This is a genomic window from Herbaspirillum sp. NPDC101396 (genome assembly GCF_044767365.1).
Taxonomy (GTDB): domain Bacteria; phylum Pseudomonadota; class Gammaproteobacteria; order Burkholderiales; family Burkholderiaceae_D; genus Herbaspirillum.
Map to the genome: position 1 here is coordinate 41,911 of NZ_JBIWNT010000002.1, position 22,431 is coordinate 64,341.

Consider the following 22,431-nt stretch of genomic DNA (forward strand, 5'->3'; position numbering starts at 1 on the left):
CATTGCCCCTGAAATGGACTAAGATGGACGTCCCGGATTTCAACAAGCAAGTCAGTCCACCCCCGGAAAGACTTCGGTAATTCAACAAAAGGAGTGAAACATGGATGACGTCGTTATTGTTGCAGCACAGAGAACAGCGGTCGGTAAATTCGGCGGTTCCTTGTCGAAAATCGCCGCCTCGGATCTCGGCGCGCAAGTCATCAAGGCCTTGCTGGCAAAGACCGGCATCAAGCCGGAAAGCATCAGCGAAGTCATCCTCGGCCAGGTGCTGACAGCCGGCGTCGGCCAGAACCCGGCGCGCCAGGCGGTGATCCGCTCGGGCTTGCCCGACATGGTCCCGGCCTTCGTGGTCGGCAAGGTCTGCGGCAGCGGCCTCAAGGCCGTGCAGCTGGCGGCCCAGGCGATCAAGTGCGGCGACGCGCAGATCGTGATTGCCGGCGGCCAGGAAAACATGAGCGCCTCGCCGCACGTGCTGAACAACTCGCGCGACGGTTTCCGCATGGGCGACGCCAAGCTGACCGACACCATGATCGTCGACGGCCTGTGGGACGTCTACAACCAGTACCACATGGGCATCACCGCTGAAAACGTCGCCAAGAAATACGACATTTCGCGCAAGGAGCAAGACGAGTTCGCCGCCGCTTCGCAGAACAAGGCCGAAGCCGCGCAAAAGGCCGGCAAGTTCAAGGATGAAATCGTCCCGATCGAAATCAAGAACAAGAAGGAAACCATCGTTTTCGACACCGACGAATTCGTCAAGTCCGGCGTCACCGCCGAAGCGCTGGGCGCGCTGCGTCCTGCGTTCGACAAGGAAGGCACTGTCACCGCCGGCAACGCGTCGGGCATCAATGACGGCGCTGCCGCCGTAGTCCTGATGTCGGCCAAACTGGCGGCTGAACTCGGCCTGCCGGTGCTGGCCAAGATCAAGTCGTATTCCTCGGCCGGCCTCGATCCAAGCATCATGGGCATGGGCCCGGTGCCGGCGTCGCAACTGACGCTGAAGAAAGCCGGCTGGAGCCCGCAAGACCTCGACCTGATGGAAATCAACGAAGCCTTCGCGGCACAGGCGATCGCGGTCAACAAGCAAATGGGTTGGGATACCAGCAAGATCAACGTCAACGGCGGCGCGATTGCGATCGGTCACCCGATCGGCGCCTCAGGCTGCCGCGTGCTGGTCACGCTGCTGCACGAAATGATTCGCCGCGACGCCAAGCGCGGCCTGGCCAGCTTGTGTATCGGCGGCGGCATGGGCGTGGCGTTGGCGGTTGAGCGTTGATGTTGTCTTGCCGGACTACGACCCGGCGCGCTGAGCAATAACGCAGCAAAAATGCCGGCCTTGCGGAAACTCCCAAGGCCGGCATTTTCATTTTGACCCGAATTGAATCTACATTGAATCTACATTGAATCTGAGCTGAGTCTGAACCGACATGGACACCACCCGCATCGACAAATGGCTCTGGGCGGCGCGCTTCTTCAAGACGCGTTCGCTGGCCACCGACGCCGTCGAGCGCGGCAAGGTGAAGCTGCGCGGCGAACGCACCAAGCCTTCGCATAACCTCAAGACCGGCGACATGCTGCAGATCGACAACGGCGCCACCGAATGGGAAGTGCAGGTCTGCGGCATCTCCGACAAGCGCGGTTCGGCCGCCGTGGCGCAGGGTCTGTACGGCGAAACCGCCGCCAGCGTCGAAAAGCGCCGATTGCTTGCCGAGCAGCACCATTTCTTCAAGGAACCGACGGCCACGCTCAAAGGCCGCCCGACCAAGCGCGACCGGCGTTTGCTCGATCAGTCCTCGTCCTGAATCCCCTTTTTCTACGCGACGAATCGCGATCTTTCCCTCCCGCAAGCGCTACCGGCGGTGTGGCTTCAATGCCTCCCTCGCCGCAATTTGATGACGTCCTCACTTTTCGTTTGACATTTGTCATGCAATGAATAATAGTACGACCGTTCGCATAAAAAATTCTGCGCTGCCCAGGTAGGCCGAAGACAACAATAAACACCGGTGCAGCAGACCCACACGTTGGCGTTTTTCGAGATACAGCAATGATTGAGACATCATCATCCGTGACACGGCCGAAGTTCATGCGCAAGGGCGAGCTCACGCGCGCCGCAATTCTTGACATGGCCTTGGAGTTGTCCAGCCGCGACGGCCTGGAAGGCCTCACCATCGGTTTGCTCGCCGAAAAAATGAAGATGAGCAAATCCGGCGTGTTCGCCCATTTCGGCTCGCGTGAAGACCTGCAGATCGAAGTCGTGCGCCTGTACCACCATCGCTTCGAACAGGAAGTTTTCTATCCCAGCATCAAGGAGCCGCGCGGCCTGCAGCGCCTGCAAGGCATGTTCGCGCGCTGGGTCAAGCTGGTCAGCGTGGAAATCGCGCTCGGTTGCATCTACATCAGCGGCGCGGTCGAATATGACGACCGTCCCGGCGCCATCCGCGACCACCTGGTGGCAATGGTGCAGGCATGGCGCGACGCGCTGCACCGCTGCATCAACCAATCGATGGAAATGGGCCACCTGCGCGACGACATCAACGTCGAGCAAATGGTCTACGAAATCTACGGCCTGATCCTGGCGCTGCATCACGACGCGCGCTTCCTCAAGATCCCGGGCAGCGTCGAACGCGCGCAGGCTGGTTTCGATCGCCTCATCGACAGCTATCGCAACCCGCAAGTGCCGCAGATTTCGGCGTCTGCCAAGACCGCCAGCAGCAAAACCACAAAACCGGCTGCTAAAAAAGCAGCTTGAAGCAGCTTCAATTCAATCAGAATTATTCCAATCAGTTCCGCCGGAGACCACCATGCCCCAATACAACGCCCCCCTTCGTGACATGCAATTCGTTCTGCACGAGTTGCTCAAGGTGGAAGACGTCCTCAAGACCTTGCCGGCGCACGCCGACACCAACCGCGAACTGATCGACCAGGTGCTGGAAGAGGGCGGCAAGTTCACCTCGCAGGTGCTGTTCCCGCTGAACCATTCGGGCGACCGTGAAGGCTGCACCTACAACAAGGAAACCAAGACCGTCACCCCGCCCAAGGGTTACAAGGAAGCCTACAAGCAATACGTCGAAGCCGGCTGGGCGGCATTGTCCTGTGATCCCGATTTCGGCGGCCAGGGCCTGCCGCTGGTGATGAACAACTCGTTCTACGAAATGCTGAACTCGTCCAACCAGGCCTGGACCATGTATCCCGGCCTGTCGCACGGCGCGTATGAGTGCATCCACGCGCACGGTTCCGACGAGCAGAAGGCGCTGTACCTGCCCAAGCTGATCTCCGGCGAATGGACGGGCACCATGTGCCTGACCGAAGCGCACTGCGGCACCGACCTCGGCATGTTGCGCTCGAAGGCCGAGCCGCAAGCCGACGGTTCCTACAAGATTACCGGCAGCAAAATCTTTATCTCTGCCGGCGAACACGATATGTCGGACAACATCGTCCACTTGGTGCTGGCTCGCCTGCCGGATGCGCCGCAAGGCTCCAAGGGCATCTCGCTGTTCATCGTGCCGAAATTCATGCCCAACGCTGACGGTTCGCTGGGTTCGCGCAACCCGATCACCTGCGGCGCCATCGAAGAAAAGATGGGCATCCACGGTAATGCCACCTGCCAGATGAACCTGGACGGCGCAGTCGGCTGGCTGATCGGCGGCCCGCACAAGGGTTTGAACGCGATGTTCGTATTCATGAACGCAGCCCGTCTGGGCGTCGGCATGCAAGGCCTCGGCCTGACCGAAGTCGCGTATCAGAACGCGCTGGTCTACGCCAAGGACCGCATCCAGATGCGCAGCCTGTCGGGCGTCAAGGCGCCGGACAAGGCCGCCGATCCGATCATCGTGCACCCCGACGTGCGCCGCATGCTGCTGACCGCCAAGGCCTATGCCGAAGGCGGCCGCGCATTCTGCTCCTATGTCGCGCTGCAACTGGACAAAGAGTTGAATCACCCGGATGAAGAAGTGCGCAAGGAAGCCGCCGACCAGGTCGCGCTGCTGACGCCGATCGTCAAGGCCTTCATCACCGACAACGCCTGGATCGCCACTTCCGAGTGTCTGCAAGTCTACGGCGGCCACGGCTACATCTCCGAATGGGGCATGGAGCAATACGTGCGCGACGCCCGCATCAACATGATCTATGAAGGCACCAACACCATCCAGTCGCTGGATTTGCTGGGCCGCAAGATCCTGATGGACAACGGCGCAAAACTGAAGAAATTCGGCGCGCAAGTGCAGGCTTTCATCGAAGACAACGGCACCGACGAAGCGATGTCCGAGTTCATTTCGCCGCTGGCCGACATCGGCGACAAGGTGTCCAAGCTGACCATGGAAATCGGCATGAAGGCTTTCCAGAATCCGGACGAAGTCGGCGCCGCCGCCGTGCCTTACCTGCGCGTCGTGGGCCACATGGTCTACGCCTACTTCTTCGCGCAAATGGCCAAGATCGCGCTGGAAAAGCAGGATTCCGGCGACAACTTCTACAAGTCCAAGCTGGCCACCGCACGCTTCTACTTCGCGCGCCTGCTGCCTGAAACCGCGACCCTGATCCGTCAGGCGCGTTCGGGTTCGTCCAACCTGATGGCGCTGGACGCCGATCTGTTCTAAGCATCTTCATCAGGCTGCAAGCGTGACGGCCGGCAAGTTTTCGAACCTCGCCGTCACGCCAGTGTCATCACAGCACAGCATGCTGTAAAAAATTGCGGGAAGGCGTAGAGTGTCGCAGACCGTCCGGTTTTTGTGACCTGCTTCCTGATCAGCCAGACCTCATTTCTGCATCATTAAAAGGAGACACGCGTGTCCAACTTCATCGTCAAAAAAGTAGCCGTTCTCGGCGCGGGTGTGATGGGCGCCCAGATCGCAGCGCACTGCATCAACGCCAAAGTGCCGGTCGTGCTGTTCGACCTGCCGGCCAAGGAAGGTCCAAAGAACGGCATCGTCCAGCGCGCCATTGAAAACCTGAAGAAACTCAGCCCCGCGCCCTTGGGCAACAAGGAAGACGCATCGCTGATCCAGGTCGCCAACTACGAAGACGACATCGAGCTGCTCAAGGGTTGCGACCTGATCATCGAAGCCATCGCCGAGCGCATGGACTGGAAGCACGACCTGTACAAGAAGGTCGCGCCGCACATCGCGCCGAACGCCATCTTCGCCTCCAACACCTCCGGCCTGTCGATTACTGCGCTGTCGGACGGCTTCGACGCTGAACTGAAAGCGCGCTTCTGCGGCGTGCACTTCTTCAACCCGCCGCGCTACATGCATCTGGTCGAACTGATCCCGACCGCGACCACCAATCCGGAAATCCTCAACCAGCTCGAAGCCTTCCTGACCACCACGCTGGGCAAGGGCGTCGTGCGCGCATTCGATACGCCCAACTTCGTGGCGAACCGCGTCGGCGTGTTCGGCATCCTGGCCACCGCCATCGAAGCGGAAAAATACGGCCTGTCGGTCGACGTCGTCGATGACCTGACCGGCGCCAAGCTGGGCCGCGCCAAGTCGGGCACCTTCCGCACGGCGGACGTGGTCGGTCTGGACACCATGGGTCACGTCATCAAGACCATGCAGGACAATCTGAAGGACGATCCATTCTTCAGCAGCTACGCCACGCCGCCGTTGCTGGCCAAGCTGGTCGAGCAGGGCGCCCTGGGCCAGAAGAGCGGCGCCGGTTTCTACAAGAAGGTCGGCAAGGACATCCTGCGCATCGATCCGGCCAAGGGCGACTACGTCCCGGGCGGCGGCAAGGCCGACGACATCATCGCGCGCATCCTGAAAGAAAAGGATCCGGTCAAGCGCATGAAGGCGCTGCACGATTCGACCAATCCGCAAGGCCAGTTCCTGTGGGCGATCTTCCGCGACGCCTTCCATTACATTGCCGTGCATCTGGAAACCGTCGCCGACAACGCGCGCGACCTCGACTTCGCCATGCGCTGGGGCTTCGGCTGGAGCGTCGGGCCGTTCGAGACATGGCAGGCGTCCGGCTGGCAGCAAGTCGCCACCTGGATCAAGGAAGACATCGACGCCGGCAAGGCGCTGTCGACAGCACCGCTGCCGGCCTGGGTATTCGACGGCCGTGACGGCGTGCACAGCGCGCAAGGTTCGTACTCGCCATCGAAGAAAGCCAACGTGGCCCGTTCTGAACTGCCGGTCTATCAACGCCAGGCATTCCGCGCACCGCTGGTCGGCGAAGGCGCAGCCGACGGCAAGACCGCAGGCACCACCTTCTTCGAAGACGACTCGGTCCGCATCTGGCATCAGAACGACGATGTCCTGATCCTGTCCTTCAAGACCAAGATGCACGTCATCGGCCAGGGCGTCATCGACGGCATCAACAAGGCGCTCGACGAAGCTGAAAAGAATTTCAAGGGCCTGGTGATCTGGCACGCGGACGCAGCCGAAGGCGGCGCGTTCTCGGCCGGCGCCGACCTGCAATCGATGCTGCCGCTGTTCATGTCGGGCGGCGTCAAGGCCATCGAGCCGGTCGTGCATCACCTGCAACAGGCGCATCAACGCCTCAAGTACGCCAACGTCCCGGTCGTAGCAGCCGTTGCCGGCCTGGCGCTGGGCGGCGGTTGCGAATTGCTGCTGCACACCGCCAAGCGCGTGGCTTCGATCGAATCCTACATCGGCCTGGTGGAAGTCGGCGTCGGCCTGATCCCGGCCGGCGGCGGTCTGAAAGAAGCGGCCGTGCGCGCCGCCAAGGAAGCCAAGGGCAACGACATCCTGCAATTCCTCAAGGACTACATGCTGGCCGCGGCTACCGCCAACGTCTCCAAGTCGGCGCTGGAAGCTCGCAAGCTGGGTTACCTCAAGGCCGATGACGTGATCGTCTTCAACCCTTACGAATTGCTGCACGTGGCCAAGGTCGAGGCGCGCGCGATGTTCGACTCCGGCTACCGCCCGGCGCTGGCGCCGCAAGTGCCGGTGGTCGGCCGCTACGGCGTCGGCACCATCATGGCGCAGCTGGTCAACATGCGCGACGGCGGCTTCATCTCCGCACATGACTTCAAGCTGGGCCAGATGATCGCCGAGATCGTCAGCGGCGGCGAAGTCGAAGAGGGCAGCGTGGTCAACGAGCAATGGTTGCTGGACCTGGAACGCAAGGCGTTCATGGAACTGCTGAACCATCCGAAGACTCAGGAACGAATCATGGGCATGATGCAGACCGGCAAACCGGTTCGCAACTAATCGCACGCTGCCACGTAAAAAATCAGGAGCCATAAATGACCAAACAACTTCAAGACGCCTACATCGTCGCTGCGACGCGCACCCCGATCGGCAAAGCGCCGCGCGGCATGTTCAAGAACGTGCGCCCGGACGACCTGCTGGTGCGCGCGATTCAATCCGCGATTGCGCAAGTCCCGGGCCTCGACCCGAAACTGATCGAAGACGCCATCATCGGCTGTTCTTTTCCTGAAGGCGCGCAAGGCCTCAACATGGCACGCAATGCCGTGCTGCTGGCTGGCCTGCCGAACACCATCGGCGGCGTCACCATCAACCGTTATTGCGCATCCGGCGTGACCGCGATTGCGATGGCGGCGGACCGCATCCGCGTCGGCCAGGCCGACGTCATGATCGCCGGCGGCGCCGAGTCGATGTCGATGGTGCCGATGATGGGTTTCCATCCATCGGTCAACATGGGCGCGTTCAAGGACGAAAACATCGGCATGGCCTACGGCATGGGCCTGACCGCTGAAAAAGTCGCCCAGCAATGGAAGGTCTCGCGCGAAGCGCAGGACGCGTTCGCACTGGCCTCGCATCAGAAGGCGATCGCGGCGCAACTGGCCGGCGAATTCAACGATGAGACCACGTCGGTCGACATCATCGAGCGCTTCCCCAACCTGGCGACCGGCCAGATCGACATCAAGACCCGCACCGTCAACAAGGACGAAGGCGCCCGCGCCGACAGCACCATCGAAGCACTGGCCAAGCTGAAGCCGGTGTTCGCCGCCAAGGGCAGCGTCACCGCCGGCAACAGCTCGCAGACTTCCGACGGCGCCGGCGCCCTGATCCTGGTCAGCGAAAAGATCCTCAAGCAATTCAACCTGACGCCGCTGGCGCGCTTCGCCTCGTTCGCCGTGCGCGGCGTACCGCCGGAAATCATGGGCATCGGTCCGAAGGAAGCCATCCCCGTCGCTTTGCGCGCGGCGGGCATCACCCAGGATCAACTGGACTGGATCGAGCTGAACGAAGCTTTTGCCGCGCAGGCACTGGCGGTGATTCAGGACCTGGGTCTGGATCCATCCAAGGTCAACCCGATGGGCGGCGCGATTGCCCTCGGCCACCCGCTCGGCGCGACCGGCGCGATCCGTGCTGCGACCACCATCCACGCGATGCGTCGCAAGAACCTGAAGTACGGCATGGTGACGATGTGCGTCGGCACCGGCATGGGAGCAGCCGGCATTTTCGAACGCATGTAAGCCAGAAGCAAAACGACAAAGCTTAGGAATCAAGCCGCACAGTCATTGGCCGTGCGGCTTTTTTTATCGGAGACATATGGAAATCGAACTCACCAAAAGCAACGGCGTCCTGACCATCGCCTTCAACCGCGAAGAAAAGAAGAACGCCATTACCGCCGCGATGTACCAGCAGCTGGCCGACGCTCTCAAGGACGCCGAAACCGACAACGCGGTGCGCGCCATCCTGTTCACCGGCAAGCCGCAGATCTTCACCGCCGGCAACGACCTCGAAGACTTCCTCAAGAATCCGCCCAGCAGCAAGGACGCGCCGGTGTTCCAGTTCCTGTGGGAGATCAGCCACGTCGGCAAGCCCATCGTCGCCGCCGTGTCCGGCGCCGCGGTCGGCATCGGCACTACCTTGCTGCTGCATTGCGATCTGGTCTACGCCGCCGACAACGCCAAGTTCTCGATGCCGTTCACGCAACTGGGGTTGTGCCCGGAAGCCGCCTCGTCGCTGCTGCTGCCGCATATCGCCGGCTACCAGCGCGCCGCCGAAAAGCTGCTGCTGGGAGAAGCCTTCGACGCTGCCGAGGCGCACGCCATGGGCATGGTCAATCGCGTGCTGACGGCGGAAGAGTTGCTGCCGTTCGCCCAAAAGCAGGCGGCCAAGCTGGCCGCATTGCCTGCCAGCTCGGTGCGAGTCACCAAACAACTGATGAAGAAGAATCGCGTCGCCGCCACCGAGGCGCAGATGGCGGCGGAGATTGAACACTTCGCAAAAATGCTGACGGCGCCGGAAGCCAAGGAAGCCTTCACGGCATTCTTCGAGAAGCGTCGGCCGGATTTCAGCAAGTTCGCCTGAGACCGGTCAATGCATGCGGTGAAGGCAAGAACGCCGGCATCAACCACCGGCGCGATTGAGCCTTTGAGCAGCTTCTGCCACCATGGATTCCCGCAGCGCCCGACGTTTGCCCGAGTCCTTGAGCACCGCTGCCACAATCTCCGGCGGCGATGTGTAGGGCGTACCGCCGGCAAACGGCGGCGCCGGATCGTATTCCATCGCCAGCTGGATTTTTTGCGCGGTCTCGAGGCCGGCAATATCGGCCACGACGCGCAGCGCCATGTCGATGCCGGAGGTCACACCGCCGGAGGTGTAAATATTTCCATCGCGCGTCATCCGGTCATTTGAAACAGTGGCGCCGAACTGCGTCAACATGTCGCGTGCTTGCCAGTGGCCGCCGGCGCGTTTTCCTTTCAAAACCCCCGCCGCGCCAAGCAATAAAGAGCCGGTGCAGACGCCGAATACATAGTCGCATCTGGCGCTTTCCCTGCGCACATACGCTACCCATTCCGGGTCCAGCATCGCTGTATCGATGCCGGTGCCACCGGGTATGACCAGGATGTTCGACGGCTTGGCGGTCGCTCGCGTGACGTTGGGCAACAGTCGCAATCCGCGATCCGTGCGTACCGCCTCCGGCGTAGCGGCCACCAGGTCGACGGTCCATCCGGGTGTGCGCGCCAGCACCTCATAGGGGCCGGTGATGTCCAACTGCACCATGTCGGGAACGGCGATGATATTGACGTGCATGGGCCTGTCTTTTGAAGCGCCCTGGGCCAGTGACCTGGTCGCCGCCGATGCCAGCAATACACTGGCTACACCGCTTGCCTGCAAGATCGTTCTGCGTTTTTGATCCATGTTGACCTCCCCGAAATTTGTCGTATACCCTGAGATGGATTATGCGCAATGGAGCAGGGGAATTTATGCCAAATAGCAGTCCAAAAATGCCAGCGCGACAAGTCGTCATTCTCGTTTTCGACGGTGTGCAGCCGATTGATTTTTCCGGCCCGGCGCAGGCGTTGATCACCGCGAATGAAGAGGGCGCATCACCGCAATACCTGGTCAGCGTGCGGTCATTCACTGCCGGAAAAATCCAGACGGCTTCGGGATTCTCGATCAACGCGGAATCGGTCGATCTCGTTGAGAATATCGACACCCTGCTGATCCCCGGCGGCCCGGGCGTGCATGATGCAGTCCAGAAAAATCTGGAATTCAGGAATGCCTTGCGTCGATTGTGCGAGCGCTCCAGGCGGATATGTTCCATTTGCACCGGCGCCTTCTTGTTGGCGCAGACAGGCATGCTGACGAACCGACGTGCTGTCACGCATTGGCGTTCCTGCGATCGTCTGTCCAGCGAGTTTCCCGAGGTGCAGGTGCAGCCCGATTCACTTTTTCTGAAAGACGGGCAAGTCTGGACTTCGGCCGGCGTGACTGCGGGAATCGATCTGACCCTGGCGTTGATCCAGGAAGACCATGACGCCACTCTCGCTGCGAAAGTCGCGCGGCGACTGGTGGTGTATCTGCGCAGGCCGGGCGGGCAGAATCAGTACAGCGAACCCTTGTCTCTGCAGGAAGCATCGGGAACTCCGTATGCCGACTTGCTTCAGCAGATGATCAGCAAGCCGGAATTGGCGTGGACGGTTGAACACATGGCCTCAATCGCAGGTCAGTCTCTGCGTTCGTTTCATCGGCAATTCAAGGAAGGCACAGGAACGACCCCCTCCAAGGCCTTGGAAAAGATCCGTACCGAACTGGCGCGAACTTACCTGCATACCACCGATATGCGCATGAAGCAGATCGCCGCTAAAGCAGGCTTCGACTCGGAAGATGCGATGCGCGACGCCATTGTTCGCCAGTTCGGACTCTCGCCGAAAGAAATGCGCGAACGATTTTAGCCATGCAGGTGGTGCCGCTGGATAGGCCCATCTTCTTTTCCCCTGGCGTCTTGACGACTGACCCGGCGCCATGCCGCGGACGTTGTCGCGCATGCCGCTCCTGTTCTCGTCGGACAAATAACACCCAGTTTTAGCAAAATTGGAAAGTGTTTGCAAAATGGAAGAAGTTTCCATAAAATGATTTCCATCCAATAGGCCTCGAATTTTTTGAGGTCGCCATCTTGGTATGGAGACGTCCATGACAGCAGTATTGCAACGCAGTTTCCGGGTCCTTGAGGAACTCGCCATCGCCCCTGAAGGCAGGACCCTTTCCGAACTGGTCAACGAACTGGGATTGCCCCTGAGCGCGACCCATCGCCTGCTCGCGGATCTGATCGAGCAGGGCTATGTGCGCAAGGATGAACGGCGCGGCGAATTCCTGCTGACGATGAAGATGCCTGCGCTCGGCCTGCGCTTTCTGAGTGCGGCCGGCATCGCCGATATCGCCCAGCCCATCCTCGAACGCCTGGCCGGACAATGCGGCGAGCTGGTCCGGCTGGCGCTGGTGGAAGACGATCAGCTGATCTACGTCGCCAAGGCGCAAGGCGCCCGCCAAGGCATCGTGTATGACCCGGAGATGGGGCGTCCGGTGACCTTGTCGGTCAGCGCCGCCGGCATCGTCTGGATGTCGACCAAGACCGAGGAAGAAGCCATGGCGCTGGTGTCGCGGCAGGGCTTCGGTACGCCAGCGGAATTCGGGCCGCGTGCGCCGACCACCTTCAAGGCATTGATGCCGATGGTCGAACTGGCGCGTAGCCGCAAGTTCGCCACCACGCAGGACATGTTCCTGCCCGCGATGAGCTCGATGGCGACGCCGGTCTACGGACCTGCGCAGGAAGTGCGCGCCGTGCTGATCATCGCCGGACCGATGTCGAGATTGTCGGAAGAAAAGATGGAAGAACTTGCTCCCGTTCTGCAGTCCACTGCACAGGAGTTGTCGGCAGCCAGCAGCGTGTCGCCGATGTTCCGGCGCGCACTGAATTCCCGGCAGACCGAGCCTGCCTCATAAGAATTAACACCATCGCCGGCAGGCGAAACTGAACAACTGATTCAACGCCAACCGGCTCGTTGCTGCGCGCCGGCGGGGGAGTGTTTGCGCGCAAAAAAAGCAGCTATCTAAAACCACCAAGAGCGACTAACAAAACGTCGATGGCAGGCGCGCCGACGAAGACAGTACGAAAGTACGGCTAGGAGCAGCAACGCCGCCAGCGGCGTTTTGTTAGTCGCTCATAATAATCAACAAGGAGACTGAGATGAGCAGTTCATCGCATCAACATGACGGCAATGCCATGGCCAATCGGGCGGTAACGGCCGCCACCATGGGCACCGCCCTGGAATGGTTCGACTTCACGCTGTACGGTGCGGTCGCGGCCACCATACTTCCCAAGCTGTTCTTCCCTGCGCTGGAACCGACCTCGGCGTTGCTGGCATCGCTGGCCACCTTCAGCGTCGGCCTCGCGGCGCGTCCCCTGGGCGCGATCATCTGCGGCTACTTCGGCGACAAGATCGGCCGTCGCAATCTGATGCTGGGAACGGTGTCGGCGATGGGCATTACCTCGGTGCTGATGGGCTTGCTGCCGACCTACGCGCAAATCGGCGTCTGGGCACCGATCCTGCTGGTGATCCTGCGCATCCTGCAAGGCTTCGCGCTCGGTGGCGAATCGACCGGCGGCCAGTTGATGGCGCTGGAACATGCACCGGCCGCACTGCGCGGACGCTACTCGGGCCTGATCGGCATGTGTGCGCCGCTCAGCCAGATATTGGCGAACGGGGTGTTGCTGGGGCTGGCGGGACTGATGAGTGCGGAGGCTTTCGAAAGCTACGGCTGGCGCATTCCGTTTGTCGCCAGCTTTGTCCTGGTGATCGTCGGACTCTACATCCGCCTCAAGGTGAACGAAACGCCGGCCTTCGTCGAGCTGAAGAAATCCGGCGTCTCCACCCAGGGCCGGCCGCTGCGCGACGCCTTCCGCCTGCACTGGAAAACCATCCTGCGCATGATGCTGTTCTTCTGCGGCCCGACCGCGCTGTTCTACCTGGCCGTGGTGTTCACGCTGAGCTACCTGACCAACAACCTGGGCGTGCCCAAGCAGACCGGCTTCAAGCTGCTGATGATCGCCAATGCCTGCGCCATCGTCGGCTCCATCGTGGGCGGCCGCGTCAGCGACAGGATCGGCCGCAAGCGCGCACTGATGATCGCTTCCGCCGCAACCTTCGTCATCATGCTGGCCTATTTCCCGGCGATGGAGACGCGCAACTTCGCCGTGATGGCGATCGCCATGGGTTTGTTCATGTGCTTTACCCAGGTGCAGACCGGCATCCAGCCGGTCGCCTTCGCTGAAGCATTCCCGACCAATGTGCGTTACACCGGTTCGGCGCTGGCCTTCACCGGCGCCAGCCTGTTCGCCGGCGGCCCTGCGCCGGTGGTGGCGACCTGGCTGGTCAAGCTGGGCAACGGTTCGCCGTGGGGCCTGGTGGCGCTGGTGGCGGTGCTCAATATCGTGTCCTTCATCATGATCGCCATCGGTCCCGAGACCGCCGGCAACGACATGAACCGCATCGACTCCGATCTCGGCGGCGTGCAGGCCTATCCCGATGGCGCCAAGCGGGCAACGGTGTAAGGCATTCATCAGCAAGCAACAAGGAATCAGCATGACAATCAAGGGAACCGGCCTGTTGGCCATCTGGAGCACCGTGAATGCGGACTTCGAGACCGACTACCTGCACTGGCTGACGCGTGAGCATGTGTTCGAACGCGTCGCGGTGCCGGGCTTCCGATCCGGCCGGGTGTTTCGCCGCCGCGGCAGCGCGCCTTCGGAGTACATGATCCTGTACGAGCAGGACAATGCGCAGGTCATGAGCAGCGACGCCTATCAGGCGCGCCTGAACCAGCCGACGCCGTGGACCCAGCGAGTGATGCCGAACCTGCAGAAGTTCAGGCGCGGCGGCGGTACGATCGTCAAACAGAGTGGCCACGCCTGTGCGTTTGGCGCGCGCCTGGCGGTGGCGCGCTTTGAAGACGGCTTGCCGGACGCCTTGCTTGGCGACGACTCGACCGCCACGTGGAAGCGCATCTCGGACATCGATCGCGTGGTGAACCTGTATGCGATGGAAGTGGCGGCCGACGGCACGCAGATCGCCACCAAGGAAAAGTCGATGCGGCGCGGCGGCGAGGGAATATTCAAGGGCGTCTTCTTGTTGGAAGCCCTGGACGACAACGCGCTGGAGCGCTCCCTCGATGCTGCGGTTGCGGACCTGGCGATTCCGGCCACGCAATTTGAAACCTACGATCTGGTGTTTGCGTACGCGGATCGACCGGCCGGCTGATCTGGCTGCTGATGGCGGTTGAGAAGAAAAGGGCCGCATCCATGATGCGGCCCTTCTGCATCAAGGCAACAAAATCGACAGTTCCTCCGCGCCTCTTTTGAGGACCGGCAGGAACTGCTCCTCCATTTGCCTGCGACTCACGCGGGTCGCCTGCACGCCGACATTGAGCGCGGCCACCACGTTGCCGCCGGCGCCGCGCACGGGCACGGCGATCGAACGCAAACCGACTTCCAGTTCTTCATCGATCAAGGCATAGCCGTCTTCACGCACGGCGGCCAGGATTTCGCGCAGGCGTTTCTGCGACACCACCGTCTTGTCGGTCATGGCGCGCAGCTTCACCTTGCTGAAGTAAGTCTTGAGCTGGTCTTCCGGCAGATGCGCCAGCATCGCGCGACCCAGCGACGTGCAATACGCCGGCAGCCGGCTGCCGGTGTTGAGCGCGACCGACATGACGCGTGACGCGGCCGAGCGGGCCACATACAACACCTCGGTGTCATCCAGCACGGCCAGTGAGCAGGACTCGCCCAGCGTGCGGCTGATGTTGTTCAGGTAAGGCTGGGAAGAGACCGTCAACGGCGTCGACGAAAGGTAGGAATAGCCCAGCGTCAGGATCTTCGGACCCAACGAAAAGTTATTCACGTCGGCATCCGCATAACCGAGCTGGCGCAGCGTATGCAGGCAGCGGCGCACGGCGGCGCGCGGGATGCCGGTCTTCTGGCTGATCTGGGCAATCGTCAGGCTGCGGCGCGAATCGGCGAAGGCGCGGATGACGGCCAGGCCGCGCGCCAGCGAGGTCATGAAGCTGGGATCGGTGAGGGCGTCGATTTCTTCGGCGATGCTCAGGCTGCGCTCGGCGGCAGGGGCCGTATCGGCGTCGTCAGTGGATTTCGGCGGTGCTTTCTTGTTGGCGTTCCTGGGCATGGTCTCGGGGGGGGGAGGAGGGAAGTAGATTCGTATTCTAAACATTTGTGCGGTGAACGAACACAACCGCTTCCGGCTTATTGACGATGAAACCGCCATTTCTCTACACTGGATGTGCGAAATATGACTATTTGTTCGATTATCGAACATTCCAGATTGGTACACTTCAGAGAGACGCATCGTGATCGATAAAACTTTTGAGTCTTTGGAACAGGCGGTGGAAGGCATCCACGACGGCGCCACCATCATGATCGGCGGCTTCGGCAACGCCGGCATGCCGTCCGCGCTGATCGACGCGCTGATTGCCCAGGGCGCGCGTGAACTCACCATCGTCAACAACAACGCCGGCAACGGCGAAACCGGGCTGGCGGCGCTGCTCAAGGCCGGACGGGTGAAGAAGATCATCTGCTCCTTCCCGCGCCAGACTGATTCCCAAGTGTTCGACGCGCTCTACCGCGCCGGCAAGATCGAACTGGAACTGACGCCGCAAGGCAATCTCGCAGAACGCATCCGCGCCGCCGGCGCCGGCATCGGCGGCTTTTTCAGCCCGACCGGATACGGCACCATGCTGGCCGAAGGCAAGGAAACGCGTCTCATCGATGGCCGCCACTACGTGCTGGAGTCGCCCATCCACGCCGACTTCGCATTGATCAAGGCGTTGCGCGGCGACCGCTGGGGCAACCTGGTCTATCGCAAGACCGCGCGCAACTTCGGCCCCATCATGGCCATGGCCGCCAAATGCACGATCGCGCAAGTCAGCGAAGTCGTGGCGCTGGGAGAGCTCGATCCGGAAGTCATCGTCACGCCGGGCATCTTCGTCCAACGCGTGGTGCAGACCGGCGTGCAAACCAGTATCCCGAGCAATCTGCAGGAGGCCGCACAATGAGCCGCTATACCCGTGAACAAATGGCCGCACGCGTGGCCCGCGACATTCCCGAAGGCGCCTACGTCAACCTCGGCATCGGCCTGCCTACCAAGGTCGCCAACTACCTGCCGGCCGACAAGGAAATCTTCCTGCAAAGCGAAAACGGCCTGCTCGGCATGGGCCCCGCGCCGGCACCAGGCGAAGAAGACGAAGACCTGATCAACGCCGGCAAGCAGCCGGTCACGCTGCTGACCGGCGGCGCCTATTTCCACCACGCCGATTCCTTCGCCATGATGCGCGGCGGCCATCTCGACATCTGCGTGCTCGGCGCCTTCCAGGTATCGGCCGGCGGCGACCTAGCCAACTGGCACACCGGCGCGCCGGATGCGATCCCCGCGGTGGGCGGCGCGATGGATCTGGCCAGCGGCGCCAAGCAGGTGTTCGTGATGATGGAGCATCAGACCAAGAACGGCGAAAGCAAGATCGTCGGTCAATGTGCCTATCCGCTCACCGGCATCGGCTGCGTCAATCGCATCTACACCGACCTGGCCGTGATCGACGTCACGCCGCAGGGCCTGCAGGTGCTGGAAATAGTCGAGGGATTGTCCTTCGAAGAATTGCAAAAACTGACCGGCGCAACGCTGCGCCCGGCCGCCTGAGCTACATGACTGCAGTGAGGAAAACATGACAGACGTATTTATCTGCGACGCTGTTCGCACTCCCATCGGCCGTTTCGGCGGCGCGCTCAAGGACGTGCGCGCCGATGACCTCGGCGCCGTTCCGATGCGCGCGCTGATGGAGCGCAATCCTCAGGTGGATTGGAGCACCGTCGACGACGTGATCTACGGCTGCGCCAACCAGGCCGGCGAGGATAACCGCAACGTCGCGCGCATGTCGCTGCTGTTGGCCGGCCTGCCGCAGGACGTGCCGGGCGCGACCATCAATCGCCTGTGCGGATCGGGTATGGATGCGATCGGCATCGCTGCCCGCGCCATCAAGTCCGGCGAGGCGCAACTGATGATCGCCGGCGGCGTGGAATCGATGACGCGTGCACCGTTCGTGATGGGCAAGGCCGACAGCGCTTTCTCGCGCCACGCGGCAATCCATGACACCACCATCGGCTGGCGTTTCATCAATCCGCTGATGAAGGCGCAGTACGGCGTCGACGCCATGCCCGAGACCGGCGAAAACGTCGCCGACGATTTCCGGATCAGCCGCGCCGACCAGGACAAGTTCGCGGTGCACAGCCAGGCCAAGGCGGCCGCGGCGCAGCAGAACGGCATCCTGGCGCAAGAGATCGTGCCGGTGATCATTCCGCAAAAGAAGGGCGAGGCGATTACCGTGACGCAGGACGAGCATCCGCGCGCCACCAGCATGGATGCGCTGGCCAGACTCAAGCCCATCGTCAGGGCTGACGGCAGCGTCACCGCCGGCAACGCCTCCGGCGTCAACGACGGCGCCTGCGCCTTGCTGCTGGCCGGCGCCGACGCGGTGGAAAAATTCGGCCTGAAGCCGCGGGCGCGCATCCTCGGCATGGCCACTGCGGGGGTCGCGCCGCGCATCATGGGCATCGGTCCGGCGCCCGCCAGCAAGAAGCTGTTGGCGCGGCTGGGTCTGGACATCGCACAGATGGATGTGATCGAACTGAACGAAGCCTTCGCTTCGCAGGGATTGGCGGTGCTGCGCGAACTTGGCGTGGCCGATGACGATGCGCGCGTGAATCCCAACGGCGGCGCCATCGCTTTGGGCCATCCGCTCGGCATGAGCGGCGCACGCCTGGTGACCACCGCGACTTACCAATTGGAACGCGTTGGCGGCCGTTACGCCTTGTGCACCATGTGCATCGGCGTGGGACAGGGCATTGCGATGGTCATCGAGCGGGTTTAATCGAAGAGGCGTACTCGGCCGACGGTCTTACTCGCGCGACTGATTGAAAATCGGCGAGGACGGACTGTTGCCCGCCAGCTCACGCGCAGCGGCGAGCAGATCGGGGCCGAGGCTCTCCATGCGGCGCATGTCGAGCCGTTGCAGCGGGCCCGCGATACTGATTACGCCGATGGCCGCATAGCCGGTGCGCTGTATCGGCGCCGCCATCGCCGTCATGCCCGGCGCAAATACTTCACTGATGAGCGCATAGCCGCGACGACGGCTTGCCTGGATGAATTCCAGCAAAGCCTGGATCGTCGTCGGCGCGTTGGGACCGTAGTCCTTGGGCTTGCCGAAGCCTTGCCTCGACACCAGTTCCAGCGCACGCTCGTCGGACATCGTCAGCATCCATGCGTGGCCGGTGGCGGAGCACGACAGCACCGTGTCCATCCCCATGTCCGGATCGTAGCGCAAGCCCTTCCTGGCGCCTTGCGACTTCGCCACCCACGTCAGCCGGTCGCCGTCGACGATGGCCAGCCGCACCAGTTCCCCCGATATTTCCGCCAGCCGGTCCAGCGTCGCCTGGGCCACGTCGACGATGCCCGACGTCGCCAGATAACTGAGTCCGAGGCCAACCAGTTTGGTCGTCAGCACGTAGTCGCCATGCTCGCGAATCTGACGCACATAGCCGCAGCGCACCAGGTCGGTCAGCAGGCGATGACAGGCGCTGCGCGGGATCTCGAGTTCATCGGCCAGCAGGGTCAGCGGCGTCGCTTCCGCCTGTGCCGCCAGGTACTCCAGTATCCCCAGCGTGCGCTCCAATACGCCATTCATTGCGGTCCGTCTCCATTGTAATTTTCATGATGCGGAATCAAATTCCAGTGTGGAATTATGTTCCAGAAGCGCTGATATTATCCGCTCAGAACACCGAAGTAAATCTGTAAATGTGTCGAATTAATTCAGGTTACATAAGGCTTTCAGACTGGATTTGAAGTTCTCGCAGCGAATTGAAATTTATTTTTCGGCAGTTCTATTAATAAAAATATGTTCGATTATCGAACAACCAGATAAATTAATTTCCAACAGGAGACAAGGATGAGCACGAGCAGTTATCAAGACTCTCAGCAGGCCGCGCACGAACGCATGGGGACGCGCGCCGTCACCGCCGCAACCGTCGGCACGGCGCTGGAATGGTTCGACTTCACACTGTACGGCGCGGTCTCCGCGACCGTGCTTCCCAAGCTGTTCTTCCCCTCGATGGATCCGACCAACGCCTTGCTGGCCTCGCTCGGCACCTTCGGCGTCGGCCTGGCGGCGCGTCCTCTCGGCGCCATCATCTGCGGCCATCTGGGCGACAAGATCGGACGCCGCAACCTGATGCTCGGCACCGTCACGATCATGGGTCTGGCGTCCGTGCTGATGGGCCTGTTGCCGACCTACGCCATGATCGGCGTGTGGGCCCCGATCCTGCTGGTGCTGCTGCGCATCATCCAAGGCTTCGCGCTCGGCGGAGAATCGACCGGCGCACAACTGATGGCGCTGGAACATGCCTCCCCGGATCGCCGCGGCAAGTATTCGGGTCTGCTGGGTTTGTGCTCACCGCTCAGCCAGATCATGGCCAACGGAGTGCTGCTGCTGATTTCATCGTTGTTGACCAATGACGCCTTTGAAAGCTACGGCTGGCGTATTCCCTTCGTCCTCAGTTTCGTGCTGGTGGTGGTCGGTCTCTACATCCGTCTGAAAGTCGATGAGACGCCCGCCTTTGTGGAACTCAAGAAGACCGCCGCCGCGCGCGTCAGCAGCCCGCTGAAAGACGCCGTGCGTTTTCACTACAAGACGGTGCTGCGCTGGATGTTCTTCTTCTGCGGCCCGGCAGCGCTGTTCTACCTGATCGTGGTGTTCTCGCTGAGCTATGTCACCAAGACGCTGGAAGTGCCCAAGCAAACCGCCTTCCTGCTGCTGATGGGCGCCAACGTCTGCGCCATCGTCGGCGCACTGGCCGGCGGCATGCTGAGCGACAGGATTGGCCGCAAGAAGGCGTTGGCGGTCGGTTCGATTGCCACACTGCTGATCCTGTTCGTGTACTTCCCGATCCTGGAGACCAGGAGCTTCTTCCCGATGCTGGCGATCATGGGCTTGTTCCTCGGCTTCACGCAATTCCAGAGCGGCATCCAACCGGTGGCGTTTGCCGAGGCGTTCCCGACCAATGTGCGCTACTCGGGATCCGCGCTGGCCTACACCGGCGCCAACCTGCTGACCGGCGGCCCGATGCCGATCGTGGCGGTCTGGCTGCTGAGCAAGTTCAACGGCTCGCCTTGGGCGGTGGTTGGCGTGTGCGTGGTGCTGAACCTGCTGTCATTGCTCATGATCATGTGGGGACCGGAGACGCGCGGCATCGACATGAACCGCGTCGATACATCGCATGACGCGGCTGCGCACGACGGCACCGTTGCCGGTGTGCAGACGCGCCGGGCCACCTGAAAACCGATTCAATACTGACTTCATCTATGTCCAAGCTTATCTACGTCCTCAACGGCGCCAACCTGAACATGCTCGGCAAGCGCGAGCCGGAAATCTACGGCACCACCACGCTGGAGGAAATTCGCCTGCGCACGCTGGCCGAGGCCAAAGAGCTGGGGCTGGAGTGCGACTTCCGCCAGACCAATCACGAAGGCGTCATGGTCGACTGGCTGCAGGAAGCCTTCGAGCGCGACGCCGGCGTGATCATCAATCCGGCGGGATTTTCGTTCGCCTCGATTCCGGTGCTGGATGCCGTGAAGCTGATGTCGCAACCGGTGGTCGAACTGCACATCAGCAACATCCATCAGCGCGACGAAGCGCATCGGCATTCGCTGGTGTCGCTCGCGGCCAGGGCGGTGATCTGCGGCCTTGGCGCCGCAGGTTATCCGATCGCGGTTCGGGCGATCGCGGCGTTGATGGAAAATTGAAGTTACTCGGGGGAGGGAAAACGGGCTGTCCGGATGGATTCGGACAGCCCGTTTTTTCTTGAAGCGCAGAGAAGGTCTTTTACAGTTGCGCGAGGAAGTCGCCGACCAGCGCGGCAAAGGCTTCGGGCTGCTCAACGGCGCTGATGTGCGAAGCGCCTTCGATCACCTGCAGCTGCGCGCCGGCAATGGCGTCGGCCAGCGCCTGTCCCATCGCTACCGGCGTTCCCTGGTCGAGCGCGCCGGCGATCACCAGCGTCGGTACGGTGATCTTGCCCAGCCGTGCAGTGGTGTCGACCCTGCCGACGGCGTTGCAGCAGCCGACATAGCCTTGCGCGTCGGTGCTGGTCAGGCGCTCGCGGAAGCGGGCAACGGTGGCGGCCTGGCCGGCCCGGAAGTCGTCATGGAAATAACGCCCCATGACGGCGTCGGCGATCGCCTCGATGCCTTGCTCGCGCACCGTGACGATACGTTGCCGCCAGGCTTCGCGTGCAGCCTCCGGATAGGTCGACGTGGTGTTGGCGAGCACCAGCGCGCGCACCAGTCCCGGATGGCGCAGCGCCAGTTCCTGTCCCGCCATGCCGCCCATGGACAGGCCCACCCAGACTACCGGTCCGGTATCGAGTTCGCGCAGCAGGCGCGCGGCGTCGTCGGCCAGGTCGGCCATCGAATACAAGTCCTCACCTTCACCCTTGTCCGAACTGCCGTGGCCGCGATGATCGTAGGCGATCACGCGGCAATCGCTTGCCAGTTGATTGGCCAGGCCGTCCCACATCATCAGGTCGGCGCCGATGGCATGCGACAGCACCACCGTATGGCGTGGTGCGCGACCGTTGCGCGGCTCGCGCACGGTGTAGTGCAGCGCGGGTGAAGAGAGCGTGCGGCCCTGTTTGCCGATGCCCGGATGGCAGGTGTCGGCCGGACGCTGCGGTTCGACCTTGTAGCCGATCTGCTCGCCCACCTCACGCAGGATTTGCTGGGCGTGACTGAACGCGGTGTTGCCCGCCGGGACGCCGGCGTAGATGGCGGACTGGATCAGCACTTCCTTCATTTCATCGGGCGTCAGGCGCGTGGCGGCGTCGCCCAGCAAGCCGGCGCGCACGTGCAGTTCGAATTCTTCCCAGCGGCCCAGCGCAATCGTGATGGCCAGCACGATGATGCGGCGGGTCTTGTGGTCGAGACCGGGACGGCCCCAGATTTCATTCCAGGCGAAGCGCGTGATCAGGTTCTGAAACTCGGCGTTGAAGTTGGTGGCGCCCGCCACCGAACGGTCTACCCAGGCATCGCCGAGGACGCTGCGGCGATTGCGCATGCCGCGCTCGAAATCGTGGTCGAGAGGATCGAAGCTCATGGTGGTC

General features: G+C 61.9%; 20 protein-coding genes. 16 read left to right on the plus strand and 4 right to left on the minus strand.

Features of this window, described 5'->3' with window-relative positions; genetic code table 11:
- The first annotated feature begins 100 nt into the window (after nucleotides 1–100).
- The 7 genes from ACIROY_RS05110 to ACIROY_RS05140 all read left to right on the plus strand — a co-directional run bounded on the left by ACIROY_RS05110 (nucleotide 101) and on the right by ACIROY_RS05140 (nucleotide 9,242).
- Nucleotides 101–1,276 carry an acetyl-CoA C-acetyltransferase gene (locus tag ACIROY_RS05110; protein WP_402277633.1) on the plus strand — a complete coding sequence of 392 codons (1,176 nt, stop codon included), beginning with the start codon at nucleotides 101–103 and terminating at the stop codon, nucleotides 1,274–1,276.
- Nucleotides 1,277–1,427: 151 nt separating this feature from the next.
- Entirely contained in the window at nucleotides 1,428–1,802 is a 375-nt protein-coding gene (locus ACIROY_RS05115; protein WP_116436906.1) for an RNA-binding S4 domain-containing protein, read from the plus strand.
- 242 nt (nucleotides 1,803–2,044) lie between these two features.
- Entirely contained in the window at nucleotides 2,045–2,749 is a 705-nt protein-coding gene (locus tag ACIROY_RS05120) for a TetR/AcrR family transcriptional regulator (RefSeq protein ID WP_402277631.1), read from the plus strand.
- Nucleotides 2,750–2,801: 52 nt separating this feature from the next.
- On the plus strand, nucleotides 2,802–4,592 hold the full coding sequence (locus tag ACIROY_RS05125) for an acyl-CoA dehydrogenase C-terminal domain-containing protein (protein ID WP_402340221.1): 1,791 nt from the start codon (nucleotides 2,802–2,804) through the stop codon (nucleotides 4,590–4,592).
- A 189-nt stretch (nucleotides 4,593–4,781) separates the two neighbouring features.
- The gene (locus ACIROY_RS05130; RefSeq protein ID WP_402340224.1) at nucleotides 4,782–7,169 is read left to right on the plus strand and encodes a 3-hydroxyacyl-CoA dehydrogenase/enoyl-CoA hydratase family protein; all 2,388 of its coding nucleotides are present in this window, start codon (nucleotides 4,782–4,784) and stop codon (nucleotides 7,167–7,169) included.
- 35 nt (nucleotides 7,170–7,204) lie between these two features.
- Entirely contained in the window at nucleotides 7,205–8,401 is a 1,197-nt protein-coding gene (locus tag ACIROY_RS05135; RefSeq protein WP_402340227.1) for an acetyl-CoA C-acyltransferase, read from the plus strand.
- A gap of 76 nt (nucleotides 8,402–8,477) precedes the next feature.
- On the plus strand, nucleotides 8,478–9,242 hold the full coding sequence (locus ACIROY_RS05140) for an enoyl-CoA hydratase (protein WP_402340230.1): 765 nt from the start codon (nucleotides 8,478–8,480) through the stop codon (nucleotides 9,240–9,242).
- 39 nt (nucleotides 9,243–9,281) lie between these two features.
- On the opposite strand, the gene ACIROY_RS05145 is transcribed toward ACIROY_RS05140, so the two are convergent.
- Nucleotides 9,282–9,968: a DJ-1/PfpI family protein gene (locus ACIROY_RS05145; protein WP_402277710.1), complete on the minus strand. Its 687-nt coding sequence runs from the start codon at nucleotides 9,966–9,968 to the stop codon at nucleotides 9,282–9,284.
- A 194-nt stretch (nucleotides 9,969–10,162) separates the two neighbouring features.
- Here ACIROY_RS05145 and ACIROY_RS05150 point away from each other — a divergent pair, with 194 nt between their 5' ends.
- The 4 genes from ACIROY_RS05150 (at nucleotide 10,163) to ACIROY_RS05165 (ending at nucleotide 14,476) form a co-directional block, all read left to right on the plus strand.
- Nucleotides 10,163–11,113, plus strand: a complete 951-nt coding sequence (locus ACIROY_RS05150; RefSeq protein ID WP_402340233.1) for a GlxA family transcriptional regulator — start codon at nucleotides 10,163–10,165, stop codon at nucleotides 11,111–11,113.
- Nucleotides 11,114–11,351: 238 nt separating this feature from the next.
- Nucleotides 11,352–12,161, plus strand: a complete 810-nt coding sequence (locus tag ACIROY_RS05155; RefSeq protein WP_402340236.1) for an IclR family transcriptional regulator — start codon at nucleotides 11,352–11,354, stop codon at nucleotides 12,159–12,161.
- Between the two features lie 244 nt (nucleotides 12,162–12,405).
- Entirely contained in the window at nucleotides 12,406–13,770 is a 1,365-nt protein-coding gene (locus ACIROY_RS05160) for an MFS transporter (RefSeq protein WP_402277619.1), read from the plus strand.
- 31 nt (nucleotides 13,771–13,801) lie between these two features.
- Nucleotides 13,802–14,476: a hypothetical protein gene (locus tag ACIROY_RS05165; protein WP_402340239.1), complete on the plus strand. Its 675-nt coding sequence runs from the start codon at nucleotides 13,802–13,804 to the stop codon at nucleotides 14,474–14,476.
- Nucleotides 14,477–14,536: 60 nt separating this feature from the next.
- Here the strand turns inward: ACIROY_RS05165 and ACIROY_RS05170 are convergent, their stop codons facing one another.
- Nucleotides 14,537–15,397, minus strand: a complete 861-nt coding sequence (locus ACIROY_RS05170; protein WP_402340242.1) for an IclR family transcriptional regulator C-terminal domain-containing protein — start codon at nucleotides 15,395–15,397, stop codon at nucleotides 14,537–14,539.
- Nucleotides 15,398–15,578: 181 nt separating this feature from the next.
- Between ACIROY_RS05170 and ACIROY_RS05175 the strand changes: the two genes are divergently transcribed.
- From ACIROY_RS05175 to pcaF, 3 genes are read left to right on the plus strand one after another with little or no spacing between them, the layout of a single operon-like run.
- On the plus strand, nucleotides 15,579–16,283 hold the full coding sequence (locus tag ACIROY_RS05175; protein ID WP_402277613.1) for a 3-oxoacid CoA-transferase subunit A: 705 nt from the start codon (nucleotides 15,579–15,581) through the stop codon (nucleotides 16,281–16,283).
- Nucleotides 16,280–16,921, plus strand: coding sequence for a CoA transferase subunit B (locus ACIROY_RS05180; RefSeq protein ID WP_402340245.1), 642 nt, complete (start codon nucleotides 16,280–16,282; stop codon nucleotides 16,919–16,921). Before ACIROY_RS05175 ends, ACIROY_RS05180 begins: the two co-directional genes overlap by 4 nt.
- A gap of 25 nt (nucleotides 16,922–16,946) precedes the next feature.
- Complete coding sequence (gene pcaF / locus ACIROY_RS05185) at nucleotides 16,947–18,149, plus strand: 3-oxoadipyl-CoA thiolase (protein WP_402340248.1); 1,203 nt, start codon at nucleotides 16,947–16,949, stop codon at nucleotides 18,147–18,149.
- 27 nt (nucleotides 18,150–18,176) lie between these two features.
- On the opposite strand, the gene ACIROY_RS05190 is transcribed toward pcaF, so the two are convergent.
- Nucleotides 18,177–18,962 carry an IclR family transcriptional regulator gene (locus ACIROY_RS05190; protein WP_402277607.1) on the minus strand — a complete coding sequence of 262 codons (786 nt, stop codon included), beginning with the start codon at nucleotides 18,960–18,962 and terminating at the stop codon, nucleotides 18,177–18,179.
- A gap of 261 nt (nucleotides 18,963–19,223) precedes the next feature.
- Here ACIROY_RS05190 and ACIROY_RS05195 point away from each other — a divergent pair, with 261 nt between their 5' ends.
- Both ACIROY_RS05195 and ACIROY_RS05200 read left to right on the plus strand, forming a co-directional pair.
- Nucleotides 19,224–20,609 carry an MFS transporter gene (locus ACIROY_RS05195; protein WP_402340251.1) on the plus strand — a complete coding sequence of 462 codons (1,386 nt, stop codon included), beginning with the start codon at nucleotides 19,224–19,226 and terminating at the stop codon, nucleotides 20,607–20,609.
- Nucleotides 20,610–20,635: 26 nt separating this feature from the next.
- Nucleotides 20,636–21,076, plus strand: coding sequence for a type II 3-dehydroquinate dehydratase (locus ACIROY_RS05200; RefSeq protein WP_402277604.1), 441 nt, complete (start codon nucleotides 20,636–20,638; stop codon nucleotides 21,074–21,076).
- A gap of 79 nt (nucleotides 21,077–21,155) precedes the next feature.
- On the opposite strand, the gene pcaD is transcribed toward ACIROY_RS05200, so the two are convergent.
- The gene (gene pcaD, locus ACIROY_RS05205) at nucleotides 21,156–22,424 is read right to left on the minus strand and encodes a 3-oxoadipate enol-lactonase (RefSeq protein WP_402340254.1); all 1,269 of its coding nucleotides are present in this window, start codon (nucleotides 22,422–22,424) and stop codon (nucleotides 21,156–21,158) included.
- Nucleotides 22,425–22,431: the final 7 nt, after the last annotated feature.